The organism is Methylorubrum rhodinum (assembly GCF_014199935.1).
Classification (GTDB): Bacteria; Pseudomonadota; Alphaproteobacteria; order Rhizobiales; family Beijerinckiaceae; genus Methylobacterium; species Methylobacterium rhodinum.
The window spans coordinates 99,564-118,738 of sequence record NZ_JACHOP010000009.1; the positions used below are offsets into that span (position 1 = coordinate 99,564).

The 19,175-nt window shown below is 70.8% G+C and carries 18 protein-coding genes; 6 read left to right on the top strand and 12 right to left on the bottom strand.

Features of this window, described 5'->3' with window-relative positions; translation table 11 throughout:
* Nucleotides 1-111: 111 nt before the first annotated feature.
* The 5 genes from HNR00_RS12520 to HNR00_RS12540 all read right to left on the bottom strand — a co-directional run bounded on the left by HNR00_RS12520 (nucleotide 112) and on the right by HNR00_RS12540 (nucleotide 6,650).
* Nucleotides 112-1,179, bottom strand: a complete 1,068-nt coding sequence (locus tag HNR00_RS12520) for a 30S ribosomal protein S2 (RefSeq protein WP_183569719.1) — start codon at nucleotides 1,177-1,179, stop codon at nucleotides 112-114.
* A 238-nt stretch (nucleotides 1,180-1,417) separates the two neighbouring features.
* The gene (locus HNR00_RS12525; RefSeq protein WP_183569825.1) at nucleotides 1,418-3,088 is read right to left on the bottom strand and encodes a methyl-accepting chemotaxis protein; all 1,671 of its coding nucleotides are present in this window, start codon (nucleotides 3,086-3,088) and stop codon (nucleotides 1,418-1,420) included.
* 254 nt (nucleotides 3,089-3,342) lie between these two features.
* Complete coding sequence (locus tag HNR00_RS12530; RefSeq protein ID WP_210306456.1) at nucleotides 3,343-4,326, bottom strand: phytanoyl-CoA dioxygenase family protein; 984 nt, start codon at nucleotides 4,324-4,326, stop codon at nucleotides 3,343-3,345.
* Nucleotides 4,327-4,337: 11 nt separating this feature from the next.
* Nucleotides 4,338-6,314, bottom strand: a complete 1,977-nt coding sequence (locus tag HNR00_RS12535) for an acyl CoA:acetate/3-ketoacid CoA transferase (protein ID WP_183569721.1) — start codon at nucleotides 6,312-6,314, stop codon at nucleotides 4,338-4,340.
* Between the two features lie 132 nt (nucleotides 6,315-6,446).
* A complete protein-coding gene (locus HNR00_RS12540) occupies nucleotides 6,447-6,650 on the bottom strand; it encodes a hypothetical protein (protein WP_183569723.1) in 204 nt (67 codons plus the stop codon).
* A gap of 128 nt (nucleotides 6,651-6,778) precedes the next feature.
* Here HNR00_RS12540 and HNR00_RS12545 point away from each other — a divergent pair, with 128 nt between their 5' ends.
* The 5 genes from HNR00_RS12545 (at nucleotide 6,779) to HNR00_RS12565 (ending at nucleotide 12,310) form a co-directional block, all read left to right on the top strand.
* The gene (locus tag HNR00_RS12545; protein WP_183569725.1) at nucleotides 6,779-7,483 is read left to right on the top strand and encodes a Crp/Fnr family transcriptional regulator; all 705 of its coding nucleotides are present in this window, start codon (nucleotides 6,779-6,781) and stop codon (nucleotides 7,481-7,483) included.
* 2 nt (nucleotides 7,484-7,485) lie between these two features.
* Nucleotides 7,486-8,031 (top strand): FecR domain-containing protein, encoded by a 546-nt coding sequence (locus HNR00_RS12550; protein ID WP_183569727.1) that lies wholly within the window; start codon nucleotides 7,486-7,488, stop codon nucleotides 8,029-8,031.
* Nucleotides 8,031-9,875 (top strand): CHASE2 domain-containing protein, encoded by a 1,845-nt coding sequence (locus HNR00_RS12555; protein ID WP_183569729.1) that lies wholly within the window; start codon nucleotides 8,031-8,033, stop codon nucleotides 9,873-9,875. Before HNR00_RS12550 ends, HNR00_RS12555 begins: the two co-directional genes overlap by 1 nt.
* Before the next feature lie 121 nt (nucleotides 9,876-9,996).
* The gene (locus tag HNR00_RS12560) at nucleotides 9,997-10,974 is read left to right on the top strand and encodes a calcium-binding protein (RefSeq protein WP_183569732.1); all 978 of its coding nucleotides are present in this window, start codon (nucleotides 9,997-9,999) and stop codon (nucleotides 10,972-10,974) included.
* Between the two features lie 133 nt (nucleotides 10,975-11,107).
* Entirely contained in the window at nucleotides 11,108-12,310 is a 1,203-nt protein-coding gene (locus tag HNR00_RS12565) for a pyridoxal phosphate-dependent aminotransferase (RefSeq protein ID WP_183569733.1), read from the top strand.
* 44 nt (nucleotides 12,311-12,354) lie between these two features.
* Here HNR00_RS12565 and HNR00_RS12570 read toward each other — a convergent pair whose 3' ends face one another.
* Both HNR00_RS12570 and HNR00_RS12575 read right to left on the bottom strand, forming a co-directional pair.
* Nucleotides 12,355-12,723, bottom strand: a complete 369-nt coding sequence (locus tag HNR00_RS12570) for a PIN domain-containing protein (RefSeq protein ID WP_312886044.1) — start codon at nucleotides 12,721-12,723, stop codon at nucleotides 12,355-12,357.
* A 66-nt stretch (nucleotides 12,724-12,789) separates the two neighbouring features.
* Nucleotides 12,790-13,056, bottom strand: a complete 267-nt coding sequence (locus HNR00_RS12575) for a type II toxin-antitoxin system prevent-host-death family antitoxin (RefSeq protein ID WP_376770380.1) — start codon at nucleotides 13,054-13,056, stop codon at nucleotides 12,790-12,792.
* A 522-nt stretch (nucleotides 13,057-13,578) separates the two neighbouring features.
* Here HNR00_RS12575 and HNR00_RS12580 point away from each other — a divergent pair.
* Complete coding sequence (locus HNR00_RS12580) at nucleotides 13,579-13,875, top strand: hypothetical protein (protein WP_183569734.1); 297 nt, start codon at nucleotides 13,579-13,581, stop codon at nucleotides 13,873-13,875.
* Between the two features lie 3 nt (nucleotides 13,876-13,878).
* On the opposite strand, the gene HNR00_RS12585 is transcribed toward HNR00_RS12580, so the two are convergent.
* The 5 genes from HNR00_RS12585 to gspD are packed head-to-tail and all read right to left on the bottom strand — an operon-like array spanning nucleotide 13,879 to nucleotide 19,032.
* The gene (locus tag HNR00_RS12585; RefSeq protein WP_183569735.1) at nucleotides 13,879-14,316 is read right to left on the bottom strand and encodes a PulJ/GspJ family protein; all 438 of its coding nucleotides are present in this window, start codon (nucleotides 14,314-14,316) and stop codon (nucleotides 13,879-13,881) included.
* Nucleotides 14,317-14,329: 13 nt separating this feature from the next.
* On the bottom strand, nucleotides 14,330-14,773 hold the full coding sequence (gspG, locus tag HNR00_RS12590; protein ID WP_183569736.1) for a type II secretion system major pseudopilin GspG: 444 nt from the start codon (nucleotides 14,771-14,773) through the stop codon (nucleotides 14,330-14,332).
* A 17-nt stretch (nucleotides 14,774-14,790) separates the two neighbouring features.
* Nucleotides 14,791-16,002 carry a type II secretion system F family protein gene (locus tag HNR00_RS12595; RefSeq protein WP_246390572.1) on the bottom strand — a complete coding sequence of 404 codons (1,212 nt, stop codon included), beginning with the start codon at nucleotides 16,000-16,002 and terminating at the stop codon, nucleotides 14,791-14,793.
* Nucleotides 16,002-16,586, bottom strand: a complete 585-nt coding sequence (locus HNR00_RS12600; protein ID WP_183569737.1) for a prepilin peptidase — start codon at nucleotides 16,584-16,586, stop codon at nucleotides 16,002-16,004. The genes HNR00_RS12595 and HNR00_RS12600 overlap by 1 nt, the downstream gene beginning before the upstream one ends.
* Nucleotides 16,587-16,593: 7 nt before the next feature.
* Entirely contained in the window at nucleotides 16,594-19,032 is a 2,439-nt protein-coding gene (gene gspD, locus HNR00_RS12605; RefSeq protein WP_183569739.1) for a type II secretion system secretin GspD, read from the bottom strand.
* Nucleotides 19,033-19,175 lie beyond the last annotated feature (143 nt).

A 19,175-nucleotide genomic window follows, 5' to 3' on the forward strand; every position in this document is an offset into this window, starting at 1 on the left:
AAGTGCAGGTCTTGAAGTGAACGAGCCCGGCGCTCGTTGAAAGCACCGGGCTTTGCAGGTTTATGACGGTGCCGCCGCCGGGAAGGCCCCGGCGGCGAAAACGATCGAGAATTAAGCCGCGGCGGCCTCGACGAAGCCGCGGGACTGGGCGATCCAGCCGTCGCGCTCGATGCGGCCGTTGAGCTTCAGGTCGGCGTCGAGCTTGGCCACGTCCTCGGGCTGCATCGCGGCGATCTGCCAGTAGTGCCACACGCCGGCGTCGTTGAGCTTCTGCACCAGCTGCGGGCCGACGCCGTTGAGCTTGGTCAGGTCGTCGGGCGCGCCGCGGGGGGCGGCGAGCTGCTCGAAATGCTCGGTCGACTCGGCGAGCGCGGCGACATCGGCCGGGGCGATCGCGTCGGAGGCCACGGAGGCCGCGACGTCGTCGTTGGCCGGCGGCAGCTCCTCGGCGGTCGGCTCCTCGGAGGCGCCGACATCGATGCCGAGCGCGCCTTGGCCGCGGCCGATGCCCTCGATCGCCGCGCGGGCGATCAGATCGCAGTAGAGCGCGATGGCGCGGCCGGCGTCGTCGTTGGCCGGGACGATGTAGGAGATGCCGTCCGGGTTGCAGTTCGTGTCGACGATGGCCGCGACCGGGATGCCGAGGCGCTGGGCCTCCTTGATGGCGAGCTGCTCCTTGTTGGTGTCGATCACGAACAGGAGGTCGGGCACGCCGCCCATGTCCTTGATGCCGCCGAGCGCCTTCTCGAGCTTGTCCTTCTCACGGGTCAGCATGAGGCGCTCCTTCTTGGTGAGGCCGACGGCCCCGCCCTCGAGCGTCTCGTCGACCTTGCGCAGGCGCTGGATCGAGCCGGAGATGGTCTTCCAGTTGGTCAGCATGCCGCCGAGCCAGCGGGAGTTGACGTAGTACTGGGCCGAGCGCTTGGCGGCCTCGGCGATGGAATCGGCCGCCTGGCGCTTGGTGCCGACGAACAGCACGCGACCGCCGCGGGCGACGGTGTCGCTCACCGCCTGCAGCGCGGCGTGGAGCGCCGGCACGGTCTGGGCGAGGTCGATGATGTGGATGTTGTTGCGGGTGCCGAAGATGTAGGGCTGCATCTTCGGGTTCCAGCGGTGCGACTGGTGCCCGAAATGGGCGCCGGCCTCGAGGAGCTGGCGCATGGAAAAATCGACGGCCATGGTCTTTGGTCTCTCCGGTTATACCGCCGCGGAGGGTGCAGCCGGCTTCAGTGCCGGCCACCGGAAACGCCTCATTCAGGCATGAGGCCACTCCGCGTGTGGAATGGGCGGGGGCGTTAGCAGAGAGCAGCGGATCGCGCAAGGCGAAGCCGGAATGCGGATCGATCCGCATCCCGGCTTGGCCCACGCTCGCTGATGGCTTGGAGATGGCCCCCGACCCAGGGAGCCGGGCGCGGCTCTACGCGGCCCGCACCGTGGCGAGGAAGCGGGACATCTCCATGCTCAGGCGGTCGGCCTGCTGCGCCAGCTCGGAGGCCGCCCCCAGGACCTGGGAGGCCGCCGCCCCCGTCTCCTCCGCCGCCTGGGCGACGCCCGCGACGTTGCCCGTCACCTCGGACGTGCCGGCGGAGGCCTGTGCCACGTTGCGCACGATCTCCTGCGTCGCCGCCCCCTGCTCCTCCACCGCCGCGGCGATGCCGGTGGCCACAGTGCTGATCTCGCGGATGCGGCCTGCGATCCCGTCGATCGCCGTGACCGCCCCGCCGGTCGCGGCCTGGATCCGGGCGATCTGCGCCGAAATCTCGTCGGTGGCCCGCGCCGTCTGGTTGGCGAGTTCCTTCACCTCCGCCGCCACGACCGCGAAGCCGCGGCCCGCCTCGCCGGCGCGGGCCGCCTCGATGGTGGCGTTCAGCGCCAGCAGGTTGGTCTGGCCGGCGATGGTCGAGATCAGCGCCACCACGTCGCCGATGCGCGAGGCCGCCTCGGAGAGGTCGCGCACCAGGGAGACGGTCTGCCCCGCCTCGCCGGCCGCGATCCCGGCGAGTTCGGCCGAGCCCGCGACCTGCCGGCCGATCTCGCTCACCGAGGAACCGAGTTCTTCGCTGGCGGCAGCGACCATGCCGACATTGCCGGCCGCCTGTTCGGCCGCCGCCGCGACCGCGGTGGAGCGGCCGGCCGTTTCCGAGGCGATGGCCGTCATGCTCTGCGCCGTCGTCTGAAGCTCGGTCGCGGCGGCGGTGACGGTGGCGAGGATGCCGCCCACGGCGTGCTCGAAGCCATCGGCCATCTGGCGCATCCCGGCCTTGCGCAGCACTTCCGCCGAGGCGCGGGCGAGCGCGGTCTCCTCCTCGAGCTGGCGGGTGCGGATCAGGTTGTCCTTGAACACCTGCACCGCCCCGGCCATCGCGCCGATCTCGTCGCGGCGCCGGCCGAAGGGGATCGGCGCGTCGGCGTCGCCGCCGGCGAGGCGCCGCATCGCGTCCGTCATCCGCTCGATCGGGCGCGAGACGCCGAGAAGGGAGAAGATCATGGCGCCGATCGCGGTCAGGGTCGTGATGCAGAGCGCGATCAGCGTGACCTGAACGGCCGTGCTCTGCTCGGCCCGGAGGGCGGCGTCGATCGTCTTGCTCGCGGCCAGGTTGACGCCGACGAGCGCCTGCGCCGCCTCGGAGACAGCGAAGTAATGCGTGGCCATTTGACCGCGGAAAAAGGTGAGCACCTCGTCCTGGCGCTCCGGCGGAATGGAGCGGAGCTGTTCCCAGGTCGGCTTGAGCAGTTCCAGATTTGCCCGCAGATTGTCGTAGATCCGACGCTCCTCCGGCGAGGAGACGAGCGCGCGGTACTCTTCGATCTTGGCATTGCGCGCGCGTGCGAAGCTCTCGACCTTCTCGATGCTTTCGGTGCGTGCGGCCGCATTCTCGGCCGCCACGTAGCGGAACTGCCAGAGCCGTGTCCGGATCACCAGGGCGTTGATGGCGTGAGCCTCGTTGATCGACGGGATGGTGTTGTCGAGCAGGCTCGCCGTCCGCGTGCCGATCGCGTCGAGCTTCATCAGGGCGAGCGTGCCCTGCCCGGCGGCCAGGAGCAGCATGAGCGTGAACAGGCCGAGGAGAGTCCGTTTGAGCGTCATCGTCATTGGATGAATCCGTCTTCGATCCACGAATGAATCGACGCCCAACCTTAACAAACCGCAAAAACAGCGAGGCGAACTCGGCAAATTTCGTGAAATATTCAGTACATCGTCACAGTATCGGAACTATATTTATAGCGCCTGATAAGCAGAACCGGATTTCGGCGGCAGAGTGTGCTCCTTGCGGGGTCGTTGGCATCCCATCCGACACGGCGAGGCCGGCCCTCAAGGCAGCCCTCCCGCAAGAGAGGACTTCAGAGCCAGACGCGCTGCTCGATCTCCTCCGGGCTGTAGCGGTTCACGTACTGCACCATGCGCGGACGCGTGGCGGTGTTGGGGCTCGCCCCGTGCGGCAGTTCGTGGCGCCAGATCACGAGGTCGCCGGCTCGGGCCGGAATCGGCACCGCCTCGGCGCTGAGATCGACCGTCCGCGGGTCGGCGTCGCCGATCTCGGCGAGCCAGCCGTCGAGCCGGTGGTGGAAGCCGGGCACCACCTGCAGCGCGCCCTGGTTCGCGTCCGTGTCGGTGAGATACAGGATACCGCCGGTCGAGAGCGGGCGGGGGCTCGCGAGGCTCATGTCCCAGTGCAGGTGGGGCCCGGGGAAGCGGTAGCCCGCGTGCTCGGGCGGGTTGAAGCCCATGCGGTCGGTCGAGGCCCACAGGTCGCCGGTGCCGTGGAGCTGAGCGAAGGCCTTGTAGATGCGCTTTGAGCGCCGCGCCACCTCCAGCACCGGGTCCTGGAAGTGCTGGATCATGATGCCGTTGGTGCGCGGGCCGTACCAACCGGACGGATCGTCGGGGCGCGCGTCGAGCAGGCGCCACAGCAGCGCCTCGGCCGCGGCGGCTTCGTCCGGCTCGATCGCCCGGCGCAAAACCACGTAGCCGAGCCGGTCCCACTGCGCGAGGTCGTCTGCGTCGAGGACCGGCGCCATCGCGTCGATGGCGGCGAATTCCCGCGCGGTCGCCTCCGGCACCGGATCGCCCGCGACCCAGGCGTTGTAGCGCGCGATCTTCTCCGGGTCGGGCGGCCCGGCGGTGGCCACCACCCAGGCCGCGAAGGCGTCGAAATCGGGCCGCGTCTGCCCGAGATGCTGAAGCGCCTGCTCGATCCCGAGGCCGAGCAGGTCGAGGAGGATGCGGTCGGCCATGGCGCTCGGCGCGGGCCTCCGGGAGCGCATCGTCCTGCGCTCCCAGTAATCCTCGATCCCGGCGATGCCGTGCAGGGCGTTCCCGGCCATCGCAGCCCCGATCAGGCCGCCACGGCGGGCGAGATCTTCTTGCGGGCGCGCTTGTCCTCGGTGGTGCCGACGAAGGCCTGGGCTTCCTCCTTGCGCTCGAACACGTGGGGGGCGACGCCGCGCTTGGTCAGGGCCTCCTCCATCTTCAGGCGCAGGAACGCGCTGGTCGCGTAGCGGGTCGTCGTCGCGTAGTAGTTCGCCTGGAGATACTGGATCATCCCGGCATAGTCGTCGTAGAGGTTCTCGTTGAGGCGGAAGCCGTCGTGGTTGATCACCGCGTTGACGCGCTGTCCGGCTTTGCGGCACGCCTCGACGATGGTCATGCGCAGCTCGTCCATGTCGCTCTTCACGCGGCAGTACCAGCCCTCCAGATTGATGAAGAGGATGTTGCGCTCGGCATCCAGGCTGACGCGCGACTTGAGGTCGAGGTTGAGCAGGTCCGAGAGCAGCTCCATCGGGTCTTCGCGGAAGATGCGGGCGTCCATCGGCACGGGGTTCCGCACGATCGGGGCGAAATCCATGTGGGCGAGGATGTCGCGCTCGACGTCGATGCCCGGCGCCACCTCGATCAGTTCGAGCCCGTCCTTGGTGAGCTGGAACACGCAGCGCTCGGTCACGTAGATCACCGGCTGCGAGCGCTCGACCGCGTAGGGCCCCGAGAAGGTGTTCTGCTGGACCGCGGTGACGAACTTGCGGGCACGCCCCTCCTTGACGATCTTCACCTGACCGTCCTGCACGGCGATCTCCAGGCCGCCCGCGGTGAAGGTGCCGGCGAAGACCACCGAGCGGGCGTTCTGCGAGATGTTGATGAAGCCGCCGCAGCCGTTGAGCTTGCCGCCGAACTTCGAGGTGTTGACGTTGCCGGCCTCGTCGCACTCGGCCATGCCGAGGCAGGTCATGTCGAGGCCGCCGCCGTCGTAGAAGTCGAACATCTGGTTCTGGTCGATGATGCAGTCGGCGTTGGTCGCCGCGCCGAAGCTCGACCCCGAGGCCAGCACGCCGCCCACCGCGCCGGCTTCCGTCGTCAGCGTGATGTAGGGGGTGATCTTTTCCTCATTGGCGACGGAAGAAATGCCCTCGGGGGCCCCGACGCCGAGATTGACCACGCCGTTCGGCGGCAGCTCGAAGGCGGCGCGGCGCGCGATGATCTTGCGCTCGTTTAGCGGCATCCGCTTGATGCCGGTGACGGGCACGCGGATCTGCCCGGCGAGCGCGGGGTCGTGCATCACGCCGTAATTCATGCGGTGCATCTCGGGCTCGGCCAGCACCACGCAGTCCACGAGGATGCCGGGCACCCGCACGTCCTTGGGCAGCAGGAAGCCGTCGTCGACGATGCGCTCGACCTGGGCGATGACGATGCCGCCGTTGTTGCGCGCCGCCATCGCCTGGGCGAGGCAGTCGAGGGTCAGCGCCTCCTTCTCGAAGGAGAGGTTGCCCGACGGGTCGGACGAGGTGGCGCGGATGAAGGCCACGTCGATCTTGGTGGCGGTGTAGAACAGCCACTCCTCGCCATCGACCTCGACGAGCTTGACGATGTCTTCCGTCGTCAGGTCGTTGACCTTGGCGCCGCCGTGGCGCGGATCGACGTAGGTCTTGAGGCCGACCTTCGAGAACAGCCCCGGCTGGCCCGCGGCGCAGGCGCGGTAGAGCTGCGAGATCACGCCCTGAGGCAGGTTGTAGCCGCGGATCAGGTTGTTCTGCGCGGCCTGCGCGACCTTCGGCATGCGCCCGAAATTGGCGGCGATGACCCGCGAGAGCAGGCCGTCATGGCCCAGGCGCCCGGTGCCGAGGCCCTTCGAGTCGCCCGCGCCCGCGGTCATGATCAGGGTGAGGCCACGCGGGCTTCCGGTCTCGACGAAGCGCTTCTCCAGGGCGGCGTGCAGGGCCTCCGGGATGCAGCTCTGGACGAAGCCCGTGGTGGTCACGACGTCGTTCTCGCGGATCAGCGCGATCGCCTCTTCCGCCGTGATGACCTTGTTCTTCTTCATGGAGCCCGCGATCCTCCCTCCGGTCCGGTGCGGGCCGTCCCGTGCGGCGGTCCTCGCATCCGACCATGACATCGGCCGGCCGCACGACGCCGGCAAGTCCCGGCGGCGCGGTCGGTTGAATTTTGCATGCAATCATTCTTGCACTGCACCGAACATTCGCGGCAGCGCAAGAAACAGCATGACTCTATTCGCGAAGATAACGCAGAACCGCCCGAAGGCACTCCTGAAAAACTCTTCCACGCAGATTGAGAAAAATTGCGCCGCGGCGAAGCTCCGCCGCGATGCCGCGCCGGCATCGACGCGCGGGCCATGCCCGTCATCCGTGATCTGTGTCACGGTCCCGCTCGGGCGGATAGGCTCCGGTCGAGCCGGCGATTCGCCGACGCGGCGAGACGGGCTTCGGGCGGGACGATGCGGATGGACAGACACGGGGCATGGCCCCTTCCGCCACCGAGGGCCGGCGCATGAGTGGGCCCGCGAGCCCGCCGCGCGACCTCGCGCGGCTCCTCTCCGCCAACCCCTTCTTCGCCAGCCTCGGCGAGGAGGCGGTGGCGGCGCTCGCGGGCCTGTGCGTGACGCGCAGCCTGGAGGCCGGCCGCACCCTGTTCTGCCAGGGCGATCCCGGCGACGCGCTCTACGCGGTGCGGCGCGGGCAGGTCCGCATCCTCACCGAGACCGGGGACGGGCGCAGCACCACCCTCAACCTGCTCGGCTCCGGCGACGTCTTCGGCGAGGTGGCGCTCCTCGACGGGCAGCCGCGCACCGCGACCGCCGTCGCGGTGGAGCCGACCGAGCTGTTCGCGATCCTGCGGCGCGATCTGCTGGCCCTCATCGAGCGGCAGCCGGCCATCGCAGTGCGCCTCATCGCCTTCCTCTGCGCGCGCATCCGCTGGCTGAGCCGGCGGGCCGAGGAGGCCGCGTTCCTGTCCCTGGAGGATCGCCTCCTGCGAAGGCTCGCGGGCCTGTGCGAGGATTACGGCAGCGAGATCACCGTCTCGCAGGAGGAACTGGCGCGGTTCGTCGGCGCGGCCCGCGAGAGCGTCAACCGCCAGCTCCAGATCTGGCGGCGCGAGGGCCTGCTGACCCTGGGCCGCGGGCGCATCACCATCCTCGATCCCGACGCGCTGATGCGCCGGGCGAGCGACAGCGACGACAGGGCGGGAGCGTAGTCATGCGGGTACGGACGGGTTCGAGACCCTCGACGATCGGTCTCCCGATCGCCGTCCTGGCTTTGTCCTGGGCGGCCGCGGCGAGCGCCCAGACCCGCGACGGCTGCCGGGTCAGCACCTTCACCGACCCGCCGCGGGAGGTGCTCGACTGTCCCGGCGGCGTGACCCTGAGCGCCGAGAAGGGCGCGGCCTACCGCCTGATCGACGCCGACCGGAACGGGCGGCCGGAGGCGGTGGAACTCGACGGCAAGGCACTGCTGATCGAGGTCGCCCCCCGCGGCTCCGGCTTCCAGGTCCGCACGCCCCACGCCGTCGCCTCGGTGCGCGGCACGACCTGGGCGGTGGATGCGGGAGCGGGGGCCACCGCCATCTTCGTCGAGGACGGCGCGGTGCGGGTGACGCGCCGGGATGCGCCCTCGAGCGGACCGGCGGCGGTGCTGCTGCGGGCCGGCGACGGGGTCGATGTCGCCCCCGACGGCGCGGCGCTCGCGGTGAAGCGGTGGGCGCGGGAGCGGCGCCTGCACCTCCTGGCGCGCTTCGGCCGCTGATGCGGAACGGGGCGGCCCCGCGGCTCGCTCTGGCGGCGCTCGCGGTCGCGGCCTCGCTCGGCGTCGGCCTGTCGCTCGCCCTGCCGCACCTGTCGGGCGAGGCCTCCGTCCTCGACCGGGCCGAGGCGACGCTGGCCGACCTGCGCTTCCTGATCGCCGGCCCGCGCCCGGTGCCGGAAGGCGTGGTCATCGTCGCCATCGACGAGCGCACGATCGCCGCGGCCGGCGGCTACCCGCTGCCGCGGGCCTCGCTCGCGCGGCTGATGGAGGCGCTCCGCGCGGCCCGGCCGCGGGCGGTCGCCCTCGACATGCTGCTCCTCGATCCCGGCCCGGCGGAGGCCGACGCAGGCCTCGCCGCCGCCCTGGCCGGCCTGCCCGCGGTGGTCGGGATGGCGGCGACCTTCGCCCGGACCGGGTCCGAGCGGCGGGCGCGCCTCGGTTCCGTCGACGGCCTGCCGGTGGCCGAGACCCTCGCCCGCCCGACCGAGCGCCTGAGGACGGCGGCGCAGGGCGGGCTCGTCAACGTCGCGACCGATGCGGGTGGCACGCCCCGGCACGTGCCGCTGCTCGTCGCGCACGAGGGCGCCGTCCTGCCGAGCCTGCCCCTGCGGGCGGCGATGCTGGCGGCCGGCGGCCGGCCCGCCTTCGAGGCCGATGCCGTGCGCCTCGGCGGGACGCGCACGCCGCTCGATCTCGGCGCGGCCCTGGCGCTGCGCTTCTACGGCCCGCAGGGCAGCGTGCCGACGGTGAGCGCCGCCGCCGTGATGGCGGGCGAAGCCGATGCGGCGATCCGCGAGAAGATCCTCGTCGTCGGCGCCACCGCGCTCGGCAGCGGCGACAGCTTCGCCACGCCGTTCGATCCGGTCCTGCCCGGCGCGGAGGTTCTGGCGACGGGCCTGTCCCACCTGATCCACGGCGACGCCCTCGACCGGGGCGCCGCCGTGCGCCGGGCGGACGCGGCGGCCGCGCTCGTCCTGCCGCTCCTGATGCTCGCCGCCCTCTCCCTGCGGCGGGTCGGCCTCGGCCTCGCGCTGGCGGCGCTTCCGCTGGCGGGCTTCCTCGTCGGCGCAACGCTGCTGTTCGCCCACGGGATCTGGCTGTCGATGGCCCTGCCGCTGGCGGCGCTCGCCCCGCTCGCCCCCGCGCTCGCGGCCCGCCTCTGGCTCGACCGGGCGGCCGAACGGCGGCTCGCCGCCTCCCGCGACGCGCTGCTGCGCTTCCTGCCGCCCGCCGTCGCGGATCGGCTCGCCGAGGCGCCGGACTTCCTCGCCGAGCCGGTGGAGCAGCGGGCCGCCGTCCTGTTCCTCGATCTCTCCGGCTTCACCGCCGCGAGCGAGGGGCTCGGCCCCGTCCGGACGCGGGCGATGCTGAAGGCGATGCACGACCGGGTCGAGGAAGCCGTGACCGCCCGCGGCGGCGCGGTGACGAGCTTCATGGGCGACGGGGCGATGGTCCTGTTCGGCCTGCCCGAGGCGCGGCCCGACGACGCCGACCGGGCGGTCGCGGCGGCGTTCGACCTCGCGGACGCCCTGCGCGCGTGGCTCGCGGGGCTGACACCCGGCGAGGCGCCGGCGGGCGTGCGGATCGGCGCCCATGCCGGGCCGGTGGTGCTGTCGCGCCTCGGCGGGGCGCGCAACCAGCACATCACCGCGACCGGGGACACCGTGAACACCACCGCGCGCCTCCTCGACGTGGCGAAGGCGGAGGGCGTGCCCCTGGTGCTCTCCGCCGCGCTGCTGGCCGCGCGCCTGGAGGCCGTGCCCCTGCCCCATCGGTCCCGCCCCGCCCGCGCGGCGCTCCGCGGCCGGCGGGCCTCCCTCGACGTCGTGCTCGTCGAGGCGTGAGCCAGGCTCCGCGAGAGGTTCCGGGCTTGTGTGATCCGCATCACGGAAGTCCGCCGCCGACGGGGTCATGGTCCCTCTCACGGGCCCGGCGCTTCGGGCACCGACGACGAAGGAGGCGACCATGGCCACGATCCGCGGCGATCAGAACTGGTTCTTCAAGGACGACGAATTGACCGGCACGAGCCGCCAGGACTTCATCTACGGCCTGGACGGCAACGACCTGATCCTCGGCGGCGGCGGCAACGACCGGCTGTTCGGCGGCAACGGCGACGACCGCCTGCACGGCGGTGACGGCGCCGACATCCTCGACGGCGGCAACCACAACGACGTGCTGTACGGCGGCGCGAACAACGACACCCTGCTCGGCGGCTGGGGCAACGACCGGATGTATGGCGGGGACAACAACGACACGTTCCGCGACCTCAACGGCAACGACCGGATGGACGGCGGCGCCGGCACCGACACGGTCGATTACTCGGGCTTCTACGGTCAGGTGGTCGCGAACCTCGCCCGCGGCACCGCCACGCAGGAAGAGGGCATCTACCGGGTCGGCTCCGGCATGGAGTTCCACTCCATCGGCACCGACACCCTGGTCTCGATCGAGAACATCAGCGGCGGCCGGTTCAACGACCGCATCACCGGATCGAGCGCCAACAACCGGATCGAGGGCGGCGAGGGCAACGACACCCTCAGCGGAGCGAGCGGCCACGACGTGATCGTCGGCGGGCTGGGCCGGGACATCCTGTCCGGCGGCACCGGCTCGGACACCTTCGTGTTCAACACCCGGCCGACCGACACCATCAACCTCGACCAGATCACCGACTTCCGCCCCGTCGACGACGTGATCCATCTCGACGATGCGATCTTCACCGCGCTGGAGCGCGGCGCCCTCGATGCGGACGCCTTCAGGATCGTCGACACCCAGAGACCCTCGGGCCTCGACGCCGACGACCGCATCGTCGTCTCGTCCTGGAACGGCATCGTCTTCTACGATGCCGACGGCTCCGGCGCGCGGGAGGCCGTCGCGGTCGCCGATCTCGACATCGGCCAGCCCGGCGTGCTGAGCAGCCTGTCGGCTTCGGACTTCTTCGTGGTGTGAAAAATGCCAGGATCGGGGACGGCGATCCGCTCCCCGGTCTTGTGGCTCCGGCACGGCGGGACTACGAGGGCCGCGCAATCCGGGCCGACACCCGGAGCCCGGCCCCAACCGTCAGAATCCTCGGAGTTTTCCCATGGGCTTTCTCGCCGACGCCCTCTCGCGCGTGAAACCGTCCGCGACCATCGCGATGACGCAGAAGGCCCGCGAGCTGAAAGCCAAGGGCGTCGACGTGATCAGCCTCTCGGTCGGCGAGCCGGACTTCGACACGCCCGACCACATCAAGGAGGCGGCGATCGACGCGATCCGCCGCGGCGAGACCAAGTACCCGCCCGTCTCCGGCATCGTCCCCTTGCGCGATGCCATCGTGAAGAAGTTCAAGCGCGAGAACGGCCTCGACTACAAGGCCTCGCAGACCATCGTCGGCACCGGCGGCAAGCACGTCATCTACAACGCCCTGCTCGCCACCCTGAACCCCGGCGACGAGGTGGTGATCCCGCGCCCCTACTGGGTGTCCTACCCGGAGATGGTGGTGCTGTGCGGCGGCACGCCGGTCTTCGTCGAGACCGACATGGCGCACGACTTCAAGCTCCAGCCGGAGGATCTGGAGCGGGCGATCACGCCGAAAACGAAGTGGATCATCCTCAACTCGCCCTCGAACCCCTCGGGCGCCGCCTATAGCCGCGACGAGCTGAAGCAGGTGACCGACGTGCTGATGCGGCACCCGCATGTCTGGGTGCTGACCGACGACATGTACGAGCACCTGACCTACGGCGCCTTCGAATTCGTCACCCCGGCCCAGGTCGAGCCCGGCCTCTATGACCGCACGCTCACCATGAACGGCGTGTCAAAAGCCTACGCCATGACCGGCTGGCGCATCGGCTACGCCGCGGGTCCCGAGCCGCTGATCAAGGCGATGGACTTCGTCCAGGGCCAGCAGACCTCGGGCGCCTCCTCGATCTCGCAATGGGCGGCGGTGGCGGCGCTGGACGGCACGCAGGAGCACCTCGCCCGCTTCAAGGCGGCGTTCCAGGAGCGGCGCGACCTCGTGGTCTCGATGCTCAACCAGACGAGCGGCCTGAAATGCCCGACGCCGGAGGGCGCCTTCTACGTCTACCCGTCCTGCGCCGAACTGATCGGCCGCAGGACCGAGACCGGCAAGACCCTCGAGACCGACGAGGATTTCGTCACCGAACTCCTTCAGGCGGAAGGGGTCGCCGCGGTCCACGGCTCGGCCTTCGGCCTCGGCCCGAACCTGCGCATCTCCTACGCCACCTCGAACACGGCGCTGGAAGAGGCCTGCCGCCGCATCCAGCGGTTCTGCGGCTCGCTGCGGTAACTTTTTGATTGATGCCGCGGGCGTGGTGATGCCCGCGGCACCGCTCAAGGAGTGTGGGTTGCAAGCCAAGGATTCATGACGGCGACCTGCGCTCTGCGATAGTCATTCACGTCCCGGGTCACCACGGTCAGATCGTGCTGGATCGCCGTAGCGGCGATGATCAGATCGGGCTGCGTGAACGTGTGGCGGGCCTTCCTGCCTTCCTCGAAGAGAAGCCGCCAGCGCAGCATCACATCCTCCGTGATTGCCAGCGTACGCCCTTCGAACATCGGTCTGATCCGCGCATCGAGCCAGTGATGGAGGGCCGTGCGCTGCTCGCTCTCGCCGAGGCGTTCGATGCCGAAGCGGATCTCGGCCAGAGTCACGGTGCTGATATGCAGGCTGTCGAGCGGCTGGTCTCGAACGAAGGCCACGACCTTCGGTTCCGGCCGCGGACGGCGCAACTCGGGACAAGACGTTGGTGTCGAGCAGCCAAGCGGTCACGGCGCCGGGTCGCGAACCGGCATGGCAAACCGCTCCGGCTCAATTTCGACGTCGCGATAGGGCGAGGCCTGGAGCGCGGCAATCAGCGCCTCACCGGTCGCCTTCCGATCCGCCTGAGCCATCGTGAGGCGGCGAAATTCTTCGGCCGCGATGACCACGACCTCGTCCTGGCCGTGGACCGTCACGTGCTGCGGCCCCTCGCTGCGGACCCGGCGCACGAGTTCGGCGAAACGAGCTTCGGCCTCCGCCAGTCGCCAGGGCACGGGGGTCTCGGTTCGATCGGACGAGGGAAAGGCGTCACTCATATCGACAGGGTAGCAGGTCGGACCACACCAACAAGCGGGGCGGAAGCCGCAGGCGCTTGGCGCCGCCGACCGGACGAAGCGCCGCAACAGGCCAATGGTCGCCGCGCCGACGGTTGCTCCGAGCGGCGCGGCCCTCTACATCGGCCCTCCCCGCGGCCGATGCGCCCGATGGTTTCGCGAGCCCTCTCGGGCCGGCGTGGCAGCGGGGTCGGCAGTGACGGGACGGTGCGGACCAGTTCTCTGCATCGCACCTGTGAGGCTCAGTGGGCCGAGCAGCTGCAGGCGTGTCGGAGGCGCGGGGAACAGGAACCGCGATTCCGGCGCATGGCCCACCTGAAATCCGACGGCCCGAGAGGCGACGTCGAGGGGCGATGTCCCGGCACGTACTTCAAAAATCCGGCATCGGGGGCGCGCCGGAAACGAAGTGATGACGCCTGCCGGTTAACCTGCATCCTTCGATCGCAGGAAGGCCGCCTCCCCATGTCCCGTATCGGTCACCGCAGCGCGGCCCGCAACTACCTGCCCGAGTCGAAACTCGAGGATCTCGCGATCCGGCTGCGGCGGCTGGCCAACCATCGGGGCCTCGTGCGCAAGGAGATCGCCAGCCCGATGCTGCTGCGCCTCCTGCCCGGCCCCCTGCGCGGCGAGGCGCATGTTTACGAGAGCGACCTGCGCCGCAAGCTGCAGGAGGCCAATCTCGATGCCGAGCGCGTCGCCTACCTGATGGCCCATGCCGAGCAGGAGATCGACATCGCCCATGCCCGCCTCGCGGGCTGACGGCTACGGCGCCTGAGCCGGGAACGGGGCGAGCCGCACCGTCTCGACCTCGACCGGCCGGCCGCGCGCGGTCGCGACCTCGATGCGCACGCGCAGCGGCAGCCAGCGCGGCCCCTCTTGGGCGGGCTGCTGCGGCGGCGCTCCGTCCGCCGGCTCAGGCGGGCTCGGCAGCGGCAGGTCGAGAGACTGGAGGCCGACGCGCCAGCGGCGCCCGTCGGTGACGCCTTCGCGCCCGCCGGCGGCGACGGCGGCGGGGGTCAGGGGTTCTTCGAGCAGGGAGCGGGCGAGGCGCTCGGCCCCGGTGCGGTCCTCGACCGCCGCCCAGCCGACGCGCGACTGGATCAGCCCGCGCTGCACGACGAGGCTCAAGGCCGCCACGATCGCGAAGGCGACCAGCGCCTCGATCAGGGTGAAGCCGTCCTCGGACCGCCTGGCCGGCATCCCCGCAAAAAACCTATTCCTTGCCGATCATCCCGGCGCCGCGCTGGCCGTCGGCGCCGAGCGAGACGATGGCGTAGGGGCCGGACTTGCCCGGCGCGCGGTACTCGTAGGCGCGGCCCCAGGGGTCGGCCGGCACGTTCGACTGCTTGAGGTAGGGCCCGCTCCAGGCCTCCGCCGCGGGCGGGCGCTTCACCAGGGCGTCGAGCCCCTCGCTGGTGGAGGGGTAGCGGCCGTTGTCGAGGAAGTAGAGGTCGAGCGCCGAGGAGAACGACTCGATCTGGAGCCGTGCGGTCTTCTCGCGCGAGCTGCCGAGATAGCCGAGCACGCGCGGTCCCGCGAGGCCCATCACGAGGCCGAGGATCACCAGCACGACGAGGAGTTCGACCAGGGTGAAGCCGCCGCTCGTGTCGCGGGCGGCGCGCCGGTCCCGGCGCAGTGCGGTGAGGAAACGGGACATGGAACGAACCTCGACCATCACATCAGCATGTCGTTGATGCTCATCAGCGCGGTCATCACCGAGATGATCAGCCACGCGATCAGCACGCTCACCACCACCATCACCGCCGGGCCGACCACCGCGATGACCCGGCCCAGCGCCGCGTCGAGCTTGGCCTCGTAGAACACCGCGACCCGGCTGGCGCTGTCGGCGAGATCGCCCGCCTCCTCGCCGACCCGCAGCATCTGCACCACGTGGCGCGGAAACAGCTTTCCGCGGGTCAGCGCCTCGGACAGGCGTTTGCCCTGGCGCACGTCCGCCGTCACCCGGTCGATCTCGGCGGCCGCGCCCGGCAGGCGCACGACGCCGCGGATCAGGCGCAAGCCCGTCGAGATGTCGACTCCGTTGCGCACCAGGATGGCGAGCGTGCGGCAGAAGGTGACGGTGAGTTCGTGCGCCAGCACCGTCTTGGAGAGCGGGAGCGCCGCCACCAGCCGCAGCCACAGGCCACGCTCGCGCCCGAGGCGGTTGACCAGCATCGCCCCCCCGAGGATCGCCGCCATGCCGATCACCACGGCATCGAGGTTGCGGTTGAGGAAGGCCGACATGTTGAACACGACGAGCGCGCTCGGATCGATCCGCTCGCGGAATCCCTGGAGCGCCACCTCGAATTTCGGGATCAGGTAGATCAGCACGAAGAACAACACCGCGATCGCGGCGCCGACGAGGAAGAGCGGGTAGGAGATCGCCGAGACAAAGCGTTTTTTCAGCCGCTCGCCGCGCTGGCGCTCGGCGGCGAGCGCCGTCAGCGCCTCCTCCAACCGGCCCGCGGTCTCGGCGACCTCGACCATCTTGACGTAGATCGGCGGAAACAACCTCGGATGCGCGGCGAGCGCCTGCGACAGGCTCTTGCCGTGGGAGAGCGCAACGTTGAGTTCGCGCATCACCGCCACGAGCCAGCGCTTGCTCTCCATCTGGACCAGGATCGCCAGAGCCTCGTTGAGCGCCACGCCGCCCTTCAGCAGCATGGCGAGGTCGAGGGTCATGGCGGTGATCTCGTCCGGGCGCGGCTCCGGGGTGAGGAGATCGCGCCAGGAACGGCCGGCGCTCACCGCCTTCGGCTTGGCGGCAATCGGCGTCCAGCCGCTGCGGTCGAGCTGCGCCATCACCTCGGCGCGCGACTCCGCCTCCATGGTGCCGGAGAGGAGCTTTCCGGCCGCGTCGAGCGCCTGATACTCGAAGGCGGGCATCAGCCGGCCGGGATCGCGGCGACGAGCCAGCCGAGCGCGAGCGCCGGGGCCAGCACAGCGCCGAAGGCGAGCCGCGGCTCGGGCGTACCGCCCTGTGTCGCCAGCGCCCGGCGCCCGACGAGCAGCAAGATCCCAAGAAAGCTGGCGCCGAACAGGCACCACGCGAAGCCGCCGGTGCCGACGAGAAGCCCGCCCGCGGCGGCGAGCTTCACGTCGCCGAGCCCGATCCCGTCATGGCCGCGGCGGCGGAAATAGGCCTCGCGCAGGACCAGAAGCGCGCCGCCGCAGAGCAGGCCGTCGAGGGCGACGAGGGCGAGTTCTGCGGACAGCTCCTCGCCCGCCTCGCTGGCCGCCGCCACGCGCCACGCGAGGCCGAGGATCGCCAGCGCCAGGGTCGCGCCGTCGGGAATCGTGAAATCGGTCAGGTCCTGCCAAGCGATGCGCGCGGTCAGCAGCGCGAGCGCCGCCCCAGCGGCGGCGAGCCCGAGCGACCCGGTGCCGAGGGCGAGGACGGCGAGCGTCGCGGCGGCGGCCAGGATCAGGCAGGCCGGGCCGTGATCGTCGGCGCTGACGGGCCGGGCCACCCTGGCCTCACGGCTTCACGACCACGGGCCGCGCCGCGGCGGGCACGCGGCCGCCGCGGCGGGCGGCGGCGTCGTAAAGCTGGCCGCGGTAATCCTCGGCGACGCGCTGCGCGTCGCGGCCCGTGCGTACCACCACGGGGCGGATGAATACGACGAGTTCGGTCCGGTCGGCGGCGTTGTCGGTGGAGGAGAACAGCTCGCCGACATTGGCCAGACGGCTCAGGAAGGGAATGCCGTCGCGCCCGCGAAGATTCTTCTCCTGGATCAGGCCGGCGAGCAGCACGGTCTGGCCGTTGGGCACCGAGATCATGCTGGCCACGCGCCGCTTCGAGATCGTGGGGGTGAGCGTCTTGGTCGTGTCGACGACCGCCGAGATCTCCTGCTCGATCTGCATCGTCACCGCGCCGTTCTGGCCGATGCGCGGGATGACGTTGAGGATGATGCCGGTGTCGCGCATCTCGACCTGGTTGACGAGCGGCGCGCCGGGCACCGTCACGCTGGTCGCCTGCGTCGTGGTGATCGGCACGGAATCGCCCACCTGCAGGGTGGCGGGCTGGTTCTCCAGCACCACGAGCGAGGGCGAGGACAGGATCTTGACGTCGGTGAAGCCGTCGAGCGCCGAGATCACGATGTCGGGGCCGGAATAGCCGCCGACGAGGAAGTTGAAGCCGGCGCCGCCCGGCGTCAGCTTGTTCATCACGCCGCCGGAGGCCCCCGCGGCGGCGCTGAGCAGGCCGAACGAGCCCTTGTTGCCGCCGATGCCGATCCGGCTCGAATCGAGGAAGTACTGCACGCCGTACTTGAGCTGATCGGTCAGCCGCACCTCGGCGATGGTGACGTTGATGGCGACCTGCACCGGGGTGGCGTCGAGGCGCTGGAGCGCCGCGTGGATCTTTCGGTAGGTCTCGCCGTCGGTGTAGGTGACGACCGCGTTCTGGGCCGGGTCGGCGCTGATCGAGACGCGCTTGGCGTTCGAGCGCTGCGTCAGGTCGAGGCTGCCGCCGCCCATCATCCCGCCGCCGTCGCCGTAGCCGGCTGCCCCGCCCTGCCCGGCCTGATCGCCGAAGGCCGAGGCGAAGCGGGCCTTGAGGAGGTCGGCGCCGTTGCCGCCGTTCTGGTTGAGGCCGCCGCCGGAGCCGTTGCCGCCCCCCGTGCCGCCGAGGCCGGAGCCGCCCGAGGACATCCCTCCCGAGGACATTCCGCCGCCGCCCATGCCGCCGCCCATGCCGCCGTCGCCGCCGCCGAGGCCGGAGCCGGCTTGATTCGACAGGCCCGAGCGGGCGCCGCCGAGACCGCCGCCGCCGGGCAGGCCGGAGCCGAGCCCGCTCATCATCCCGGAATTGCCGCCGCCGAACAGGCCGTTGACGACGCGGGCGAGTTCGACCGCGTTGCGGTAGCGCGCCTTGTAGACGAACACCGTCTCCTCGGCGGATTCGGCCGTGCCGTCGAGTTCGCGCACGAAGCCCTCGGCCCGGCGCAGCAGGCCCGCGTTCTTCGAGGTCGCCAGCACGGCGCGCAGGCGCCCGATCGGCTTGAACTGGATCAGGCCCTGGCCCGAGCCGTTCTCGCCGGTGTCGAAGAGCTGGGTCAGCTCGGCCACCACCGCCTCGGGCCGCGCCCGCTTCAGCTCGAACAGGCTGACCGTCTGGCCGCGCATCCAGTCGGCGTCGAAGGCCAGGATCGCGCTCACCGCCTCCTGCCGCTTCGGGCCGGGGCCCTTGACGATCATGGTGTTGCGGGTCGCATCGAACCGCAGGCCGTCGGCATCGGCGACGAAGCCGGAGACGAGCTTCGACATCGTCGCTGCCGAGACGTAGCGCAGCGGCACGACCGAGACGCCGTAGCCGGGGCCGCCCGCGCCGAGATTGACCGTGCCGAGGCCGGCCGCGGCCGGGACGATGCGGTAGCCGGCGCCGGCCTTGCTCATGGAGAAGCCCTGGCCGGCCAGCACGCTCTCCAGCGAGGCCAGAAGCTCGTTGCGCGAGAGCGGCCGGGGCGAGGAGATGGTGATCTGGCCCGAGACGTCGGCGCCCATGGTGTAGTTGAGGCCGAGCGTGTCGGAGAGGATGGCGTGGACGACGTCCTTGATCTCGGCCCGCTCGAAGTTGAGGCGAAAACCCCCGCCGTTGGCCGCATCCTGTGCCGGGCCGCCGCCGATCTCGATGGCTTCCGCCTGCTCGGACAGCCCGCCGAGGCCGGTGCCCGCGGTGCGATCGACGTCCTCGGGCCCGAAATAGCGGCTGCGCCCGACGCCCCGGGCCGGCTGGGTCACCGCGTCCGCCGCCGGGCGGGCGGCCCCGCCGCCGCGGATCGGCTTGGCCGAGAGGTCCATGCCGACCTCCGGCCCGGTCAGGCCGGTGCGCGGCACGGTCTGTGCGGCGGCGGGCGCGAGCGAGGCCAGCACCAGCAGCAGGGAGGGGAGCAGGGCACGCCGGAGCGAGAGCATCGAGTTCTCTTGATGAGGCCGATCCGAGCTTACCGGCGAGGGGCGCCCCTGCCCATGAGGGCGTGCACCCGGACCACCGCTTTCAACCGCGCAGTGCTCGATATGACACACAATTTGGTAAATTTTGGTTAATGCGTTGAGGA